Origin of the sequence: Labilibaculum euxinicum (assembly GCF_009795715.1) — a bacterium.
Lineage (GTDB): Bacteria > Bacteroidota > Bacteroidia > Bacteroidales > Marinifilaceae > Labilibaculum > Labilibaculum euxinus.
This window is the reverse complement of record NZ_WTCR01000022.1, coordinates 14,782-32,386: the sequence shown is the minus strand read 5'-3', so window position 1 is coordinate 32,386 and position 17,605 is coordinate 14,782. Positions and strand designations below refer to the sequence as shown.

Genomic DNA, 17,605 nt, shown 5'->3' with positions numbered 1-17,605 from the left:
TTTACTACACGGGAATCAGTGTATAATAATTACAACAAATGAAAAATTTACTGATATTATTGATTTTAGTAAACCTTAGCATAACACTTAAAGGTCAGTCAATAAAATTTGAAAAAGCAGCGTTCTCCGACACCGTATCTTTGACAAAGGCAATGCAAAATCTGGCAACAGATTATTTAAAGCAAAGTAAAATCAGAGGCCTGAAAATCGAATCAAACGACCTTTTCTTAATAGAAATTCTGGCGGGGATGTATGAGCGCGCCATCAAAACAATTCAATCGACCAGAAAAGATGTTTCCGTTCAAAACGGTCACCCCGACAAGCTTCCTTATGAGCTATTTACTATGGCAAAAATTGAGGAGTCAGCGAAGCAAATCCCTTTTGAAACCACTTACCGAAAGGTATTGTCTGATTATTTGCAGAACTGTAGTGATCAGCAGCTCTCTTCGGTCAATATTGTATTGACAACTTATGATCAGGTTGCTCAATTTACGAACCGATTTAAGGAAAACTATGACAAAGCTTCAGCACCAGGGATCACTCAGGAGGAAGCTTTAACGCTGTTGCGATCCTATTTCCTTTACCAGGTGTTTCATCATACCGAGCCTATTGTCTTCGGGGAGATAAAAAGGGAACAAAAAAGAAGATATCATATCGAACAAAAAGTGATCATTTCCCCCATAGATAGCGCTGAGATTTCCGTTACTGTTGTTCGCAAAAGGCGGACTGAACCCCTTCCGGCCATCCTAACTTTTACCATTTATGCGGATTCATTAAATATTAATCAGGCCTTAATACCTGCATCTAAAGGTTATGTTGGGGTTTTAGCTACTTCCAGAGGTAAGGGCCTGAGTAATGAAGCTATTGAGCCTTATAAGCATGAGCACAATGATGTTTATGCAGTGATTGATTGGATTAGTAAGCAACCTTGGAACAATGGTAAAGTTGGAATGTTTGGCGGTAGTTACAATGGTTTTGCTCAGTGGGCATCCATGAAAGATAGTGTACATCCGGCTTTAAAAACAATTGTGCCTTGTGTTTCGGCTGCTCCGGGAATTGATGTACCTATGGAGAATAATATCTTCTACAATTTTCCCTACAAGTGGATTTCGTATGTTACTGAAAACAACTATTTGTTTAATACCAATTACCAACGATGGGAAAACCTTCAAAATACGTGGTTTCATTCTGGTGCACCTTATAACAAAATGGATTCTCTTGATAGAACACCCAATCCTTTATTTCACGAGTGGATCAGCCACCCCAGCTATGACAGTTACTGGCAAAGCATGATTCCCTATAAAGATGAATTTGCGCATATTGATATCCCAATTCTAAGTATCACTGGTTATTATGATGACGGACAAAGGGGTGCCATGTATTACTTTAATCAGCATTTAAAATACAATCCCAACGCAGAGCACTATTTATTGATAGGACCCTACGATCATTGGGGAGCACAATCAACTCCCAGTGCCAATCTGCGAGGTTATCAGCTCGATAAAGCTGCGCAGATAGATATCCAGAATCAATTGATCTTCGACTGGTTCGATTGCATTCTCAAAGGGAAGGGAAAGCCTGAAATCTTGAAAGACAAAGTAAATTTTCAGGTAATGGGTATGAATAAATGGATGCATAAGCCGTCGGTTTCAGCAATGAGTAATGAAACCTGTACTTTTTATTTAGGCGGCTATAAATCAAACGGTCATTACACTTTGCTTAGCAAGAAACCAAAAAAAGAATATCTAAAACTTGAGGTTGATTTCGCTGACAGAACAAAAATGAATAATGCGTACTATTATCCCTGGCCGGTTATAAAAGATAGTATCCTTTTAAATGATGGTCTTGTTTTTATCAGTGAACCGTTCCAAAAAGGAAAAATCATCAATGGATCTTTTTCAGGTAATTTAGAAATTTCAGCCAATAAAAAGGATTTTGACTACTCGGTTAATTTGTATGAGTTAACACCAGAAGGCAGGTATTTTCAACTGAGTTATTATATCGGTAGGGCCAGTTATTCAAAAAGTAGGGAAGCAAGGGAGCTTCTAACTCTCAATAAAGAGACAACAATCACATTTGACAACACAAGAATTGTCAGTAAAGAAATATCAAAAGGAAGTCGACTTATTGTTATTGTCAATGGTAATAAAAATCCAGACGCTCAAATTAATTACGGAACAGGCAAGGATGTCAGCACAGAATCGATTGAAGACGCCAATGATCCCTTGCTTTTAAAGATTAGTTCCAACAGCAAAATAAATATTCCCATTTATAATGAAGATTAAAACCGGCAAGTAGAGCATTATCATAAGTTTCAACGAATGTTAACATCAATTAAAATTACTGCCATGATAAAAAAAGTAATATTTCAAATAACAGCATTGCTATTGTTGCTTGTTAGCTGTTCACCTTCAACAACAAACAAACCAAGTTTAAATGATTATCAAAGTGGAGAAAAATGGGTCTGGAATTGGAAACGTACTGTAGAAGGTGAGGTACGTGCGCAAGGAGAAGATTTACAGGAAGTGGTCGACTATAATGGAGTTTTAGGATTGTGGAATGGTGTTGATACCGTCCGGATTTCGACTATATTAGACCAGAAACAAAGTAACACACCCTTTCGTGATTGGCCCTTATTTGTTGGAAAAAAATGGAAATATGAATCAGAATGGGAAAATGATGAAGGTACCAAAGGAAAAACGAGTCAGGATGTTGAAGTTGTTTCATATGAAGAATTAAATGTTGAAGCAGGGAATTTCATGGCTTACAAAATAGAATACAAGGGAATGGTAACTAATTCAAGAGGTTATAAAGGGGAGATGTCGGATACGTGGTGGTATTCCCCTGAATTAAAAACATATATAAAGCATGTAAATAATGATGGTTATGGTGTTTATGTCAATGAATTAATTCACTACACAAAAGCCCGTTAGAAAAAACTATGCACAATTAAATCCTTTTTAATTATGAATAAACTGAATTCAATTTACCTCCAAATATTATTAACCTTTATTTCAATAAATGCTTTTACTCAAAACAAATCGACTGACGCAGACATACTGAAACCTCTTACAACCGAAAGTGAAATTACTATTGACGGAAAATTAAATGAAACTATTTGGCAAAAAACAATATTCACAAATGAATTATATGATGAGAATGGTAAATATGACAATACAGAAGTTCTTTTCACTTATGATTCAGATAATCTGTATGTTGCTTCCAGGTGTCACATAAACGACACTTCTAAACTAAACAAAGAGCCATTGGATAAGGACAACGAACTAATGTTAACCAATGACTGGATTGCATTTTGTGTTGATACTTATGATGATGGAATCAATGCATATGCATTTCTTGTAGATGCTGCCGGCAATGAATTGGATGGTGCTTTAAATCCGCCAACAAGGGATTTGTCATTTTCTTTTTCCTCAAAATGGACTTCTGCAGTTGAAATAAATCAAGATGCATATACTGTTGAAATGAAAATTCCACTTGAGAACCTGCCCATAAGGTGGAACAAGGATAGTGTGACAATGGCCATACAATTTATAAGAAACGATAAGCAAAACAACCAAATGGTTCAATGGCCGCCGACCAAGAATATTAGAAAGTATCAAGCCATAGTTCTACATGGAATAAACCAAACACATCCTCAAAATTTGTCAGGTGTAAATATTTCGGACAGGTTGACATATAAAAAATCGAAAATTGATGTTACCACCTTGTTGGGAAGATGCCAGGGCGGGGATGCCTCAGTAATGGACTATTTAATATTTAAGAAGAGGGATATTAGTGGGGCTGAACATCCCAGGATACTTCATTACAACATGCAAACAGAAAGGGTTAAGAGAATATTTGAAAATACCTCGTATTTCAAAAATTTAAATACAAATATAGACTTCGAAACCATGTTAGAAAGATCCCAGACTACAGCATTTATGGTATTGCAAAATGATACCATTATTTACGAAGACTATTTTAATGGTTTTAATAAAGATTCCATATTCACATCATTTTCGGTGGCCAAATCGTTTGTTAGTACACTGGTAGGGTTGGCTATTTCAGATGGATATATAAAAAACGAAGATGATAAAATAACAGAATATCTGCCTGAGTTGATGAAAAAAGACACCCTTTTTTCAAAAATCACTATAAAAGATTTGTTAGGAATGAGTTCAGGACTTGCTTATTCACATGATGGTTTTCCTTCAGATGATGAGTTTACCTATGTAGCTCCCGATTTAAGGAAAACCACTCTTGATCATGTCCGCATCTCGGAGCAACCAGGAAAACATTGGCTTTACAATAATTATAACCCTTTATTGCTGGGTATGATATTGGAACGAACTACTGGCAAGTCAGTTGCTAAATATGCAGAAGGAAAATTATGGAAAAAAATGGGTGGAAGTAATGCAAGTTGGAGCCTTGACGAACATGGTTTTGAGAAAATGGAAAGTGGAATAAACTGCAATGCTTATGATTATGCACGATTTGGGTTGATTTTGCTTAATAAGGGAAAATACAAGGGTATACAAGTAATACCTGAAAGCTGGGTGCAAAAAGCAACGCAACCACAAAAAAAACCAAAGGGATATTACGATTATCTTTTAGAAAATAATACATATTACAACTATCTCTGGTGGGGAAAATTTCGTGAAGGACAGGAAAATGCCAATGATTTTTTTGGCATGGGAAACAAGGGTGAATATGTTTATATCTGTCCACAAAAGAAGCTTATTATAATAAGACTGGGATTTGAATATGGTTTTACTCCCGGATCAATGTCGTGGCCAGATATGTTTTATGAATTTGCTACACAGTTTTAGTGAATATCAAATTCGTGAATAATTATTAGAATATAAACAATGCAACCAAAAATATTAACACGTTGATTTATTGATGCTTATGCTTATTTGCCGATAAGGAATGACAATTTATCATTTTTAAAGACGACCTGATTAATTGACACACCCAGGTTTTCGATAGAATAACCGTAATGAAGCAATTAGGGTTTATTTAAAAATAATTATATAAAATACTTTTGGTAGTCGAGTAAGCTAGGGGAATTCCACCCCTAACTTCTCACAGAACCGTATCCCGAAAAAAATCGGGACAGGCAATAAACCTCTCAATTCGTACGGCTCTTATTATGCAGTCAATTCAATTTTAGGTTAATTGACAGCCTAATGTCCAATGATAAAATAGATTGGGATAACAATTACAGATACGCCTTAACCATCTCACAGCTTTCACCTTGCTACGCTTAAAGCCTTTGTATTTGTTCAATATCCACTTTATCAGACGATGATGTAGGTAATAAAACACGGGTTTCATGCACCGTCGATGAATTCTTCCATAATAATTTAACCAGCCACGTATTTTAGGATTGAGCAATATTGCCAAATCCTGAATTGTATGCTGACTTTTATTGTGAAATTTTAAATCGCGCAGAACACCGGTAAGTCTCACTTTTGATTTTCAACTCATGATACAATCAAATTGAAGAAAGCTTCCGCCCCGTTTCAATTTCAGATGTATGGGATGAAAACCGCTGTATTTGAATCTTAATTGAGCTGTTTTATAAGTTTTTAGACTGACTGACCTTGGTCAGAATTTTGATTGAAACAAAATGAAATAGAGTTTATTGATATTACCTGCTGGTATTTTTGCAAAAAAAGACCGGAAAAGCTCATGCATGGCAGAGCCTACACTTACCTGAAACAATTGGTCGGCGAAATCCGCACTTACGGTAAATACGCCTTCTGGAACAACGAAGAGAAACAAAAGAGGTATTTGAGTGAGTACGGAAGACGAAAACATACAAAAAATAATGAAACCGAAACATCTGTTGTTCAAGGAATAAAGATTTTTCGCCAAGCTCACAATGATCCTAAAATTTTACTCTTTGGACAGCCTCATTTTTTTACGCCAGTTTTTCGCTGATGATGTAACGGGCAAAGGCAAAGCTGCAGGTGAAAGCGGGCGAAACCGCATTCAGGATGTGCAGTGAATGTTCATCGCCTTCGAGCAGAAAATCCATCTCCAGTTTCAGGGTTTCGGTGTTCAGCAGTTGAGCCCTGATGCCTGGAGCCAGCCATTCGTTGAAAGCATTTGCCTTGCAGTTGTGCGTGAGATCTTTGGCCAGACCAACGAAATGCTTTCGGTTGTATTTTCTGATTTCGTGGATGGCCAGTTTTCTGAAATTGAACGAATTGAACAGGAACAATTTGGCTTCGTAGTAAAGTATTTGCAGGAATTCTCCCCATTTGAAACCTTCGAAACCGCTGTAGTTTTCCCTCCAAAAGGCAGGAATGGAAGTTGGACCCAGATTCACCCGGTTGTGTACGGTAAGGGTGTAGTGTACGCCCAAAAAGGGATTCAGTAGATTTGGTACCGGATAGATGTGAGTTTGGCAGGGCAAATCGTTTCCGTTGTATTGCAGATAAATTCCCTTAAAGGGGAGGATCACCCGGTGTTTTGAAAAGCCAAAATCGCGGGCAATTTTATCGGCATACAAACCCGCTGCGTTGATGAGTCGTTTCGCCTGATAGGCCGAACGATTGGTAAGGATCAAACCGCCTTTTCGCCTCAGGTACCGCACAGCAAAATGAATACGCACCCCTTTCTTCTTTAGCGCCTCGCTCAGCTTTTCGCACACCAAAGCCGGATCAACGCTCGCGGTGGTGGGCGAGTAGAGCGCTTGTTTGTGCGTTTTTGCATTGGGCTCGATGCGTGCAAGTTCATCGGTACCGATCAAGCTGACCTCCACACCATTTCTTTTTCCGCGCCGCTCCAACTCGTGCAAACCTTCCAGTTCAGCCTCATTTGCCGCAACCACAACCTTTCCGCAGCGTTTCACCGCAATCTCATGCTCACTGCAAAATTCCTTCATCAGTCGATTGCCCTCCACACACAGGCGGGCTTTCAGGGAATCGGAAGAGTAGTAGAACCCGGCATGCAACACCCCGCTGTTGCGTCCACTTGCATGACAGGCCACCCGGTCCTCCTTCTCGATAAGGACAATGTGTTTTTCGGGAAAGCGGTTTGTTAGCTCGTAAGCCAGACTTAAACCAACGATTCCGGCACCAATGATCAGGTAATCGCAAACAATGGGTTCCTTCATGACAAGTTTTTTTTCGATTCGCGAATGATTCCATCAAGTTAAGTCAATCCTGACAATTCGAGAAACAATTTTTGCAAAGAAAATCAACAGAAGCAGCCCATGGAGTATTTTCCCGGTGAATTGAAGCTAAGTCAGAGTTAAAAACTTCCGATAGCTAATGCTTCCGGGAGCCACCCCAGTGCATAAGGGACTTGCACCCTCTGGACTTTCTTTTACAAAACTTAACATTATAAAAGAACTTTTACTAAATTTATCATTCAAGGCACAAACAAATTGCATTGCGGAGTTCGTGCGGTGCGTTGTCTCCGCTCCTTTCCCGACCGTCATCTCCTGCCGGATACTGATGCTCTTCGAATTCCGCAACGACAACAAACAATTTATCGTTTGGCATCAATACCGATGATACAGAAACTTAAATAGAATGAGGAAATGAAACAATTAAAAGAAATCTTAATCCTTTTATGGATTTTATTGAGCTTAAATGCTTGTGTTAGAAATAATGAAACTGTATTTAATGAGATTTATGAATTAACTGAGCAAAATAATTTTTTCAAAGCCAAAAAACAGTTTGAATTAAACAAAAATGCTTTGTCAAAGCCTTATCAAAAATTTATAGTAGCAGTTTTAGACAACGCTTTTAACAAACTTGGTGCATCAGAACAAACTATTGAGAATTTAATAAAAAATGAGAATTCTATTCCAGATTCACTTCAATTTAAATTGTATGAAACAAAGTACGACAATGCCTTGAAACTATATAATTATAAGGAAGCAAAAAATACGGTTCTAACCATATTGAATGATTATAAAAAGTATTTAGACAATGAGCAAACAGACGACTATGAAAATAGTCTTAAAATATGGACTGCATTAGAAAACGCTCCCGCACAAAAAGTTGATGTTAAAAAAATGACAAACATTAAAATGGAGAAAGATATTGCAGGCTTGAATACGTTAAAAATGTTTGCTGATAACGATTCTCTTAATTTTATTTTTGACACAGGAGCTAATTTATCAACCACATCTCTGTCGGTTGCAAAACAGCTAAATATGAAGATAATTCCTGTTGATATAAAAGTCGGGACAATCACAGGGGATAAAGTTTTGGCAAAGCTAGCCGTATGTAACAAGTTAACAATGGGGAATATTGACCTATTTAATGTAATTTTTCTGGTTTTACCAGATGAAGCACTTTCTTTCCCCCAAATTAATTATCAGATATATGGTATATTAGGTTTTCCTGTGATTGAAGCACTGAAGGAAATCCGAATAACCCAAAACGGCAACTTTATCGTTCCACTTGTAGAGTCTACCTCTTCGGAAAGTTCTAATATGGCAATGAATGGATTAACTCCATTAATCTATATCAACGACAAACATTTTACTTTTGATACGGGTGCTGACCAAACCATTTTATATCAAATATTTTATACGGAGAATCAAAAGGAAATAGATGAAAAATATCAAGCTGAAAAAATCAGTTTTGGAGGTGCAGGCGGAAGAAAGGAATTTGACGGGTACAATATTGATTACATCTTAAATATTGGAGGAGAGCAAGTAAAACTTGAGAATATAAATTTGTTAAAAGAAAAAATAAAAGAAAGTGAGACTGTTTATGGAAATATTGGACAGGACTTAATTCAAAAATTCGACACAATGATTATTAATTTTGACAAGATGTTTATCAGATTTGAATAAGTACTGCTGCCAATTAAGCAGCAATCTACCAGGTCATTAGCCTAGCGGAAAATCTCTCACCCAAACCAGCGCAAGAGTAACATACTGAGCGGTTCGTTAAGTTATGGGAATAAAGAATCACGTCTGTTAGGCGTGATTTGTTTGTAAATGCCGAGCATCGATTCATAAGCACGTTTCTGTAATCTTTCAAGAGTAATTGTAGTACCCAAAATGGAACTATCCACAACAAGTGCAATTCCTGCAAACTGTCCTTATCCCTAAACATTAAAAATTAAACACATAAACCTTCATTAAAAAAATAGTCGGCTTATGGTACTCATAAAGCAAAATAAAGGACTGTACGTAAATTAAATAAAGTTTGTTTTTTTAGCTTTGTGAGCGTAAAACCAAGAAATGACTAAAAGAAAATTAAAACCTAAAGTTCGTAAAATCTTGCTACTTGCTGTGCTGGCAACAGGCATTATATTGTTACTATTTATTGCCAAAAGCTTACGGCCTAAAGGCAAAACCGAAGCTCAGGTATCTGTTCCCGTGCTAACAAAAGATGAAAGCAGAGCCTTGCGTCGCTATAACAATACTTACCATCTTGATCTGGCTCAGGAAAAGGGATTGGAAAAACCTTTAGTTTCGAAAGCCGAATACAAAGAAAACCCTGACGATTTTGGGGATCGCTATGATCTCGAAAAAATAAACGATAACGAATTCTATGAAATACCGCATTTAACTAATTCACTGCCTTACCTGCAGGAACCTGCCGTGAAATTCTTAGACCTGCTTGGGGAAGAATTTTGCGGGCAACTCGAAGAATTGGGAATGAGAAAGTATCGGTTTTCAGTTACCTCCATATTACGAACTCTGGCAGATCAAAAATCGCTTCGTAGAAGCAATGTAAACGCTACGCCAAATAAATCATCGCATTATTACGGCCGAACCTTTGATATTTCGCAAACGCGTTTTTTTGAGAGAGGGAATAGTAAACCCGTTTATTCCTACCGCCTTCGAAATGTATTACTGCGCGTATTAATTAAAATGCAGGATGAAGGCAAATGTTACGTTCTTTTGGAAGGTCAAACAAAGTGCATTCATATCACGGTAAAGTAAACCCATAAAAAATCCGGTAATCAATTTTAATTACCGGATTTTTCTATTTTTTTTCTGCCTTAAATTGACTTCGAAAACATGTTGTCTCCGCCACTTTTGGCAGCACGCAGTTTGTTATCGAAGAGCTTGGCAATATTTCTTAGGAAGATCATACCCAAATCGGTTACCACCAATTTTTCATCATCAACAATAATAATTCCCTCATCGGCTAATACCTGCAGTTCTTCATTAATGCTTGCCGGCAAATAAGCTTTTAAATCATCGGTAAAAAGCAATTCGCGCCGACAGGTAATATCCAATATTGCACGCTTTACAATCACATCCTCATCGCTTAGGAAGTAACCCTTTTCCAAATCAAGTTCATTCTTCATTGAAGCCTCTTCGTAAGCCTTAATCAGCTTTACATTTTGTGCGTAAGCATATTTAGCATCTGATATGGAAGAAGCCCCCAAACCAATCAGTAATTCGGTGTGCGAAGTATTGTATCCCATAAAATTACGGTGCAAGCGCCTGGCTTCGCGGGCAATGAACAATTCGTCGTGAGGCAATGAAAAATGATCCATTCCCACATCACTGTAGCCCAATTCAGCCAGTTTCTCATTTCCCAAATCGTACAAAGCACGTTTTCCTGCACTATCCGGAATATCGGCATCGGTAAAAATGCGCTGACCTTTTGTTTTCCAAGGCACATGAGCGTATGAATAGTAAGCAATCCGATCTGGTTTCAGCTCCGCTACCTTCTCAAAAGTATCGCTCACCGATGTCAATTTCTGCTTAGGCAGTCCATAAATTAAATCAAAGTTTACCGAATGATATCCTATCTCGCGTGCAGCTAAAGTTACTTCCTTAACAGTTTCGAAACTTTGCGGACGGTCAATTACCCTTTGTACCTCGGGATCGAAATCCTGAACCCCAAAGCTCACTCTTCGAAATCCAACATCATACAAAGCCTGTAAATGCTCACGGGTGGTATTATTCGGATGCCCCTCAAAGCTAAATTCATGCTCGGGATGCAGTTTTGCATTCTTTTTCAGGCCAATGATTAACTTTTTCAGATTTTCAGGATTGAAAAAAGTTGGCGTTCCACCACCCAAATGAAGCTCCCGAATAATTGGCTGCTCCTGAAAAGTATTCAGATAAATTTGCCATTCCTTCAATAAAGCATCTATGTATTGATCTTCTACCCCGTGATTACGGGTAATCACTTTTGTACAGGCACAATAAGTACAAAGCTTTTCACAGTAAGGCAAATGAATGTAAATACTAATTCCTTTCGAAGCATTCGATTCATCAAAAGTCCTTTTTACAACTTTTAGCCAATCTCCCGCTTCCGGGCGCTGATCTCCCCAAAAAGGAACAGTAGGGTAACTTGTGTACCGAGGCACCGGCACATTATATTTTTCAATTAATAATTCTCTGTCCATAACTAAACCATCTTTCGGATTAATACCATACAAATATATCTTTTTTTATAAGATAACGCTCCCGAAGGCCTTTACAAATGCATGAAAGCTTTGTAATTATGCGAGTTGATCGATTTTTATCGTGTTTCGGATAATGACGTATTTATCCTTAAAAATCTATTCATTTCAGTTGCCGGTCCATCAAACAAGTCTGATATTTGTATAAGAACCAATCTGCTAAAGCTATGAAAAAAGAACTTCAAGAAGAATTTACTGCAAAATGGGCGAAATATTTCGGAAGCGAAACCGAATTGCCTATCTGCTTTTGGTACAGCAATGAAAAGGTTCAGGATCAGGAAATAGTTGCCAAATCGTGGAACTGTATCATTGCCCTTCTGCACAAAGTTCGAAAAGGAACTGCGGCCAGTTTTTCTGCCGATTCATTTGGGTGTATGGGTGGAAAATGCTATTCCGGTTTTGCCGGTCGTCCTGCCGGATTAAATATGTTTCTTTCCACTGGTAAAGAGAAATATCTGAAGACTCCTGAAATCGCTCAACAGGCCATTGATCAGTTTCCGGTATTCGCTGCAACGGCAAAATACATTACATTTAAACGCTGGGATCTGCTCAATGAAAAGGATGAACCCGATGTAGTGATTTTCTTTGCTGCTCCTGATGTTCTTTCCGGCTTGTTCACATTAGCCAACTTCGATCAAACAGATCCTTTTACGAACATTGCACCATTTTCATCGGGTTGCGGTTCAATTATCTCCTACCCTTATCTGGAAAGCAAAAAGGAGAATCCGAAGGCTATTTTAGGGATGTTTGATGTTTCGGCCCGACCTTATGTTCCCGAAAACACATTGAGTTATGCAGTCCCAATGAAAAAATTCAAAAATATGATACAGAATATGGACGAAAGTTTTTTGACTACTGAGGATTGGATGAACGTAAAAAAACGAATTTAATGCAAAAAAAACTTATTGACCACGATTTAAATCCCGAAAAATACTTTGCATGATTTCATGATTGAGTTTCTTTTCGTACTTTCAGAATCATATCTTAAACTCAACTCTCCTACTCTATGAATCCAAAGGAAATTGTCATCGTAATCAACCCAGGGTCAACATCTACTAAAATCGCATTATACAACAGATCAGAGCTTATTAATGAACATATCATCCGCCATTCGCAAAAGGAGCTCGATCAATTTCATAAAGTTACCGATCAGTTTGAATACCGGTACCAAATGGTAGAAGCCGGATTGGATAAAATGTTATCAGAAAAGGATGTAATTGTGGTTGGCATCGTAGGCCGGGGTGGCATTGTAAAACCTCTTGAAGGGGGAACTTACACAATCAGCAACAGCTTCCTTGAAGACGCAAGAACAGGTAGCTTTGGCGATCATGCCTCGAATCTGGGAAGTATGCTTGCCGATAAACTGGCTAAACATTTTAATCTCGATGAGAGTTTTACTGTTGATCCTGTTTCTGCCGGCAACATCTGGGAAAAAGCACGTATATCAGGTGTGCCGGGCATTGAACGAAACCGAAGAGGGCATCCTTTAAATATGAAAATGACTGCCCGGAAAATTGCAAAACAACAAAATATACCTTTCGAAGAGGCCAAATATGTTATTGCTCATTTGGGAGGCGGAATTTCCATTGCAGCAGTTGACGGTGGCAAAATTGCAGATGTAAACGATGCTTTGATGGGAATGGGACCTTTCTCGCCTAACCGGGCCGGAGCTTTGCCCACACGTGGTGTAATGGATTTATGTTACTCGATGCCTCGAAAAGAGGTTGAAACGCTGCTAAGTAAAAATAGCGGACTTAAAGCCTACTTAGGTGTTGATGACTTACGTGATGTTTTCAAACTAATTGATGAAGGGAATGAAAAAGCACAGCTGATTTACGATGCTTTTGTCTATCAAATTGCCAAAGAGATTGGTGCTTACCATGTTGCTCTAAAATGCAAGGCGAATGGAATTATCATAACTGGTGGGATAGCCTATTCGGAGCGCTTTATTTCTGATTTAAAAGAATATGTTTCAGACCTTACTGATTTCTTTGTTTATCCAGGCGAAAACGAAATGGAAGCTCTGGCAGAAGGTGCTTTTCGGGTAATTGACGGAATTGAATCAGCCTTGAAATATTAATACTGCAATATTGCTTTACCTAATAGGGTTCTTTTATGTATGATCAGTTCTGGAAACAAAGAATTCAATTGCATTCAATCCAATTAAATAACCTGAAATAAAGCGACATAGCCTGTTATTTTTTGTATCTTAGTAAGCATTCAACCAAAATGATTGTGCAATGACCATCCCCAACCAAAAGCACGCCAATTTATACCGATCCTTAGTCCTTAATTCAGGAGACGCAATGTATTTGTTCAATCTTGATGGGAAGTTGGTTGAGGTGAACAAACAGGCTTGTGCTAATTTGGGATACACAAGAGAAGAGCTTCTTGCTCTATCTTTATTTGACGTTGATACTGAGTACAAAACCAAAGAAAAACTTCTCGAATTTTTCTCAATTCTGAATCGTGAAAAAAATTACAAACAAACTACCTATCACAAACGAAAAGATGGTTCAACATTTCCTGTTGAAGTTAGTATCTCTTTATTAGATGAAAACGGCAACAAACTTATACTTGGTATTTCACGCAACATATCTGAACAGGTTGAGGTGAAACAAAATCTTTTCACCTACATTGATACACTCGAGAAAATACACCAGATTACTCTAATTTCAAAAGACATTGAAAAAATGATTTCCGATGTACTTAATGTGGTACAGGAAGTGTTTAAAGCAGACCGAACTTTTTTTATTTCTTCTGACAATACAAAGGATCAATTTCATTTTCCACCTGTTGAAATTATTAAACCCGGTGTAGCATGTATTTCAATATTTGACGAAAACGAGATAGCAAACAATTACCGGCAAGAACTTTTTGAAAAAAGAAAATATCCCGGCGATAACACTTCCGTTTCAACCTACTCTGAACCAGAAGAAAACAAATCTTATATTGAGGAGCTTCATATTAAATCGGAAATGATTACTGCCATAACAATTTCAAATAACACTAATTATTTAATGGGAGTTCATCAATGTACAAAAATACGGGAGTGGACTCAACTTGAAAAAAAATTATTTATTGAAATCAGCAGAAGATTAGGGGATACAATAAATCGCTTGCATTATTATCACCACTTAAAGCAAAGTGAGAAAAAATACAAAACCCTTTTCGAAAATGCGCCTCTTTCCTATCACTCTTTAAACAGCGATGGCAATATAGTTGATGTTAATAATACCTGGTTGAAGTTTTTAGGCTACAAAAAGAAAGATGTAATTGGCAAGAACTACGGTGATTTCCTTCATCCTGATTGGAAACATGTTTTTGATACAAATTTTCCAAAATTTAAGGTTTGTGGTTATGTGAATGATGTTCATTTTAAAATCAGACATCAAAAAGGGCACTACAAATACATCTCGCTGCAGGGTTGCACAGGTTGCCACCCTGATGGGACATTTAAAAAAACATATTGTGTATTTCAAGACATTACTTCGAGAAAAAAAGCGGAAGATGAACTAAAAGAGAGTGAAGAAAGATACAGACTGTTAATGGAACAATCTCCATTTACTGTGGAAATATATGATTTAAATGGATTACAGATTTCTGTTAACAAAGCGTACGAAGAACTTTGGCAAATACCCAAAGAAATAACTTTATTCAAATTTAATATTCTTAAAAGTCCACAGGTTCGCTCATCGGGCATGTTAAACTATATCAAGCGTGCTTATACCGGAGAAACACTAGATATTCCTGATTATCAGTTTACATCAGAAATTGAAGCCGGTTCTATTTATAAAAGCCAAAGTCGATGGCTGAGAACCCGTGTGTATCCTATAAAAAATGAATTTGAGAAAGTCACCCACATTGTATTGGCTCACCGGGACATAACCGATCAAAAGGAAGCACAAAAAGCATTAAGAAAGAGTGAAGGTCAATTTAAAACTTTTGTTCAGCGGGTTCCAATACCTCTTAGTCTTGTGAACATCACAAGCGGTAAAATTAAATATCTGAACGATCGTTTTTTAAATACTTTCGGCTATACTCTGAATGATATTCCTCACCTGGATGATTGGTCGCAATTGGCATATCCTGATCCTAAATACAGGAAATGGGTAATGGACAACTGGGAAAAAGCCATTGACTATGGAATAAAATATAAAACTGACATTACACCGGATATATACGATATAACCTGTAAGGATGGAAGTATAAAGAAAATTTTAATATCCGGAATTGTATTGGGTGATGACTTCCTTGCAAACTTTATCGATTTAACTGCACAAAAAAACATTGAAAATGAGCTGATTGCTGCTAAAGAAAAAGCAGAAGAAAGTGAAAAATTGAAAACAGCGTTTTTAGCCAATATGAGTCATGAGATCCGGACTCCAATGAATGGCATCCTTGGGTTTGCCGATTTGTTAAGCACACCAAAATTAAGTGGCGAAAAACGCGAAAAATACATTAAAATAATATCGCAGAGCGGGGAACGAATGCTCGCAACAATCAATGCCATTATTGAAATTTCGAAAATTGAAACCAATCAAATCGTTAAATGCATTTCGCAAGTAAATGTAACCGAATTGCTCCAAAATCAACTTCTTTTTTTCTTACCCGATGCAAACAAGAGAAAAATTACGCTAAGAGTCAAATCATTACTGCCGGTCGATGAATCTTTCATATTCACTGATTACACAATGTTGACCTCTATTCTTACCAACTTAATTAATAATGCCCTAAAATATACTAATTCAGGCTCAATTACATTTGGCTGCACAAAAAAGGCCGATTTACTGGAATTCTTTGTAAAGGATACCGGAATTGGAATACCACAAAATGTACAAAAAAGCATCTTTGAACGATTCACTCGGGTAGATCTGGAAAACACCAAAGCAATTGAAGGTTCTGGTCTTGGCTTATCGATAACCAAAGCCTACGTAGAATTACTCGGAGGTGAGATATGGATGGAATCGGAAAAAGGTGTTGGCTCCCAATTCTTTTTTACCATTCCTATTAAAGGTTAAATACCATATTTTTCCTGCAAAGGCTTATTAATTACATTCCGCAGCTTTTCCGATAATGCTTCCGCATCCTGTTTGGTTAATCCGGTAGTTGGAATTAACGGATGAATAATTACCTCGGCAATACCAGGACTCGCATTGCCTTTAAACATAGTTCCCCGCTGCAATCTTTTCCAATTGGTAGTTTGAGTAATTGGCAATATCGGAATCCCCGTTTGTATGGCGATGGAAACAGCCCCAGGTTTAAATTCTCCCAAATTAGGAGCATTTGGAGGAATGGTTCCTTCTGGTAAAATTACCAATGGATACCCCTCTGCAATTACATCCATCATTTTCTTAAAACTTTTTAGTGCCCCCAAACGATTGTGTCTGTCTACCAAAATATTCATCCCTGAGGTATAAAAAATGTGAAACAAAGGCCATTTTTCAATCTCTTTTTTACCTGTAAACACAAAGTGCTGATCGAAAACAATATACAATGTTGCCGGATCGATAAAAGAGCTGTGATTGGAGCAGATTAGAAATGGCTGACCGGTAATTATATTCTCTCTTCCCTTCACCCGAAGAAATATTCCTGATCCGTAAAGCCATACCTTTGCATACACTTTTATCACCTTAAAAGCCTTTGGGAAACGTTCTTTTTTGGATAACAAATACTTAAATACCGGATAAAAAAGCAATAATGTTATTACGAAATAAAGAAAGAAATATAGTTTGTATAAGAACCTGATTGGAAATATCAATATATTCATTTTTAAAATCTAATATTTGATTGTAATTACATACATTTTTAGGCTATAACCACTTGATTGTATCTGTTAACCCAAAAATTATACCTACTGTTTAATGAAGCAAAATTAAGATTTATTATCTTGAATCAGCAAATCAAGATAAAATTCTAATCAATCCCTTTCATTTTTTGTTCATTCTCATTAATTAAAACGATAAATTTTCGACGATATTTTAATTGCAAAACTTACCTCCTGTTTATAATTCAAATCCTTCAGTTTTATCCCTCAAAATCCAATTTCAAAGTATGTCCGTTTTTAGAAGGCTAACAAACAATATAAATTTTAAGTATGTGCAAACGCATCACAAGTTACCTCTACGTTAAACAGTAATCCGGCAAAGATAATTACTTGCAGAATATTCGCATTGCGGCATAAAATTAATTTAAACTT

13 protein-coding genes are annotated in these 17,605 nt (G+C 37.2%); 9 read left to right on the top strand and 4 right to left on the bottom strand.

The features are described from left to right. Positions 1-38: 38 nt before the first annotated feature. The 3 genes from GQR60_RS19555 (at position 39) to GQR60_RS19545 (ending at position 4,829) form a co-directional block, all read left to right on the top strand. A complete protein-coding gene (locus GQR60_RS19555) occupies positions 39-2,285 on the top strand; it encodes a CocE/NonD family hydrolase (protein WP_225441461.1) in 2,247 nt (748 codons plus the stop codon). Between the two features lie 63 nt (positions 2,286-2,348). After that, positions 2,349-2,933 carry a hypothetical protein gene (locus GQR60_RS19550; RefSeq protein ID WP_124994555.1) on the top strand — a complete coding sequence of 195 codons (585 nt, stop codon included), beginning with the start codon at positions 2,349-2,351 and terminating at the stop codon, positions 2,931-2,933. 33 nt (positions 2,934-2,966) lie between these two features. Then, a complete protein-coding gene (locus tag GQR60_RS19545) occupies positions 2,967-4,829 on the top strand; it encodes a serine hydrolase (RefSeq protein ID WP_124994554.1) in 1,863 nt (620 codons plus the stop codon). Positions 4,830-5,169: 340 nt separating this feature from the next. Here GQR60_RS19545 and GQR60_RS20465 read toward each other — a convergent pair whose 3' ends face one another. Beyond that, complete coding sequence (locus GQR60_RS20465; protein WP_370877223.1) at positions 5,170-5,472, bottom strand: group II intron maturase-specific domain-containing protein; 303 nt, start codon at positions 5,470-5,472, stop codon at positions 5,170-5,172. A 150-nt stretch (positions 5,473-5,622) separates the two neighbouring features. Here GQR60_RS20465 and GQR60_RS19535 point away from each other — a divergent pair, with 150 nt between their 5' ends. After that, positions 5,623-5,946 (top strand): hypothetical protein, encoded by a 324-nt coding sequence (locus tag GQR60_RS19535; protein ID WP_124994553.1) that lies wholly within the window; start codon positions 5,623-5,625, stop codon positions 5,944-5,946. Here the strand turns inward: GQR60_RS19535 and lhgO are convergent. After that, entirely contained in the window at positions 5,927-7,126 is a 1,200-nt protein-coding gene (lhgO, locus tag GQR60_RS19530; RefSeq protein ID WP_124994552.1) for an L-2-hydroxyglutarate oxidase, read from the bottom strand. The two genes, GQR60_RS19535 and lhgO, sit on opposite strands and share 20 nt — an antisense overlap. Before the next feature lie 429 nt (positions 7,127-7,555). On the opposite strand from lhgO, the gene GQR60_RS19525 reads away from it, so the two are divergent. Then, a complete protein-coding gene (locus GQR60_RS19525) occupies positions 7,556-8,824 on the top strand; it encodes a retropepsin-like aspartic protease (protein ID WP_124994551.1) in 1,269 nt (422 codons plus the stop codon). Positions 8,825-9,217: 393 nt separating this feature from the next. Continuing rightward, positions 9,218-9,925 carry a DUF5715 family protein gene (locus tag GQR60_RS19520; RefSeq protein ID WP_124994550.1) on the top strand — a complete coding sequence of 236 codons (708 nt, stop codon included), beginning with the start codon at positions 9,218-9,220 and terminating at the stop codon, positions 9,923-9,925. Positions 9,926-9,984: 59 nt separating this feature from the next. Here the strand turns inward: GQR60_RS19520 and hemN are convergent, their stop codons facing one another. Continuing rightward, positions 9,985-11,349 (bottom strand): oxygen-independent coproporphyrinogen III oxidase, encoded by a 1,365-nt coding sequence (hemN, locus tag GQR60_RS19515; protein ID WP_124994549.1) that lies wholly within the window; start codon positions 11,347-11,349, stop codon positions 9,985-9,987. A 224-nt stretch (positions 11,350-11,573) separates the two neighbouring features. On the opposite strand from hemN, the gene GQR60_RS19510 reads away from it, so the two are divergent. From GQR60_RS19510 to GQR60_RS19500, 3 genes are all read left to right on the top strand, one after another. Further along, complete coding sequence (locus GQR60_RS19510; RefSeq protein ID WP_124994548.1) at positions 11,574-12,296, top strand: DUF169 domain-containing protein; 723 nt, start codon at positions 11,574-11,576, stop codon at positions 12,294-12,296. 116 nt (positions 12,297-12,412) lie between these two features. Next, positions 12,413-13,486 (top strand): butyrate kinase, encoded by a 1,074-nt coding sequence (gene buk / locus GQR60_RS19505; RefSeq protein ID WP_124994547.1) that lies wholly within the window; start codon positions 12,413-12,415, stop codon positions 13,484-13,486. Positions 13,487-13,646: 160 nt separating this feature from the next. Next, complete coding sequence (locus tag GQR60_RS19500; RefSeq protein WP_124994546.1) at positions 13,647-16,427, top strand: PAS domain-containing sensor histidine kinase; 2,781 nt, start codon at positions 13,647-13,649, stop codon at positions 16,425-16,427. Here GQR60_RS19500 and GQR60_RS19495 read toward each other — a convergent pair. Further along, complete coding sequence (locus GQR60_RS19495) at positions 16,424-17,176, bottom strand: lysophospholipid acyltransferase family protein (protein WP_124994545.1); 753 nt, start codon at positions 17,174-17,176, stop codon at positions 16,424-16,426. The two genes, GQR60_RS19500 and GQR60_RS19495, sit on opposite strands and share 4 nt — an antisense overlap. Positions 17,177-17,605: the final 429 nt, after the last annotated feature.

Coding starts and splice junctions, on each gene's coding strand:
- lhgO (WP_124994552.1), bottom strand. CDS start 7,126: ATGAAGGAACCCATTGTTTGCGATTACCTGATCATTGGTGCCGGAATC.
- GQR60_RS19495 (WP_124994545.1), bottom strand. CDS start 17,176: ATGAATATATTGATATTTCCAATCAGGTTCTTATACAAACTATATTTC.
- GQR60_RS19525 (WP_124994551.1), top strand. CDS start 7,556: ATGAAACAATTAAAAGAAATCTTAATCCTTTTATGGATTTTATTGAGC.
- GQR60_RS19510 (WP_124994548.1), top strand. CDS start 11,574: ATGAAAAAAGAACTTCAAGAAGAATTTACTGCAAAATGGGCGAAATAT.
- GQR60_RS19555 (WP_225441461.1), top strand. CDS start 39: ATGAAAAATTTACTGATATTATTGATTTTAGTAAACCTTAGCATAACA.
- GQR60_RS19500 (WP_124994546.1), top strand. CDS start 13,647: ATGACCATCCCCAACCAAAAGCACGCCAATTTATACCGATCCTTAGTC.
- GQR60_RS19520 (WP_124994550.1), top strand. CDS start 9,218: ATGACTAAAAGAAAATTAAAACCTAAAGTTCGTAAAATCTTGCTACTT.
- buk (WP_124994547.1), top strand. CDS start 12,413: ATGAATCCAAAGGAAATTGTCATCGTAATCAACCCAGGGTCAACATCT.
- GQR60_RS19545 (WP_124994554.1), top strand. CDS start 2,967: ATGAATAAACTGAATTCAATTTACCTCCAAATATTATTAACCTTTATT.
- GQR60_RS19550 (WP_124994555.1), top strand. CDS start 2,349: ATGATAAAAAAAGTAATATTTCAAATAACAGCATTGCTATTGTTGCTT.
- hemN (WP_124994549.1), bottom strand. CDS start 11,349: ATGGACAGAGAATTATTAATTGAAAAATATAATGTGCCGGTGCCTCGG.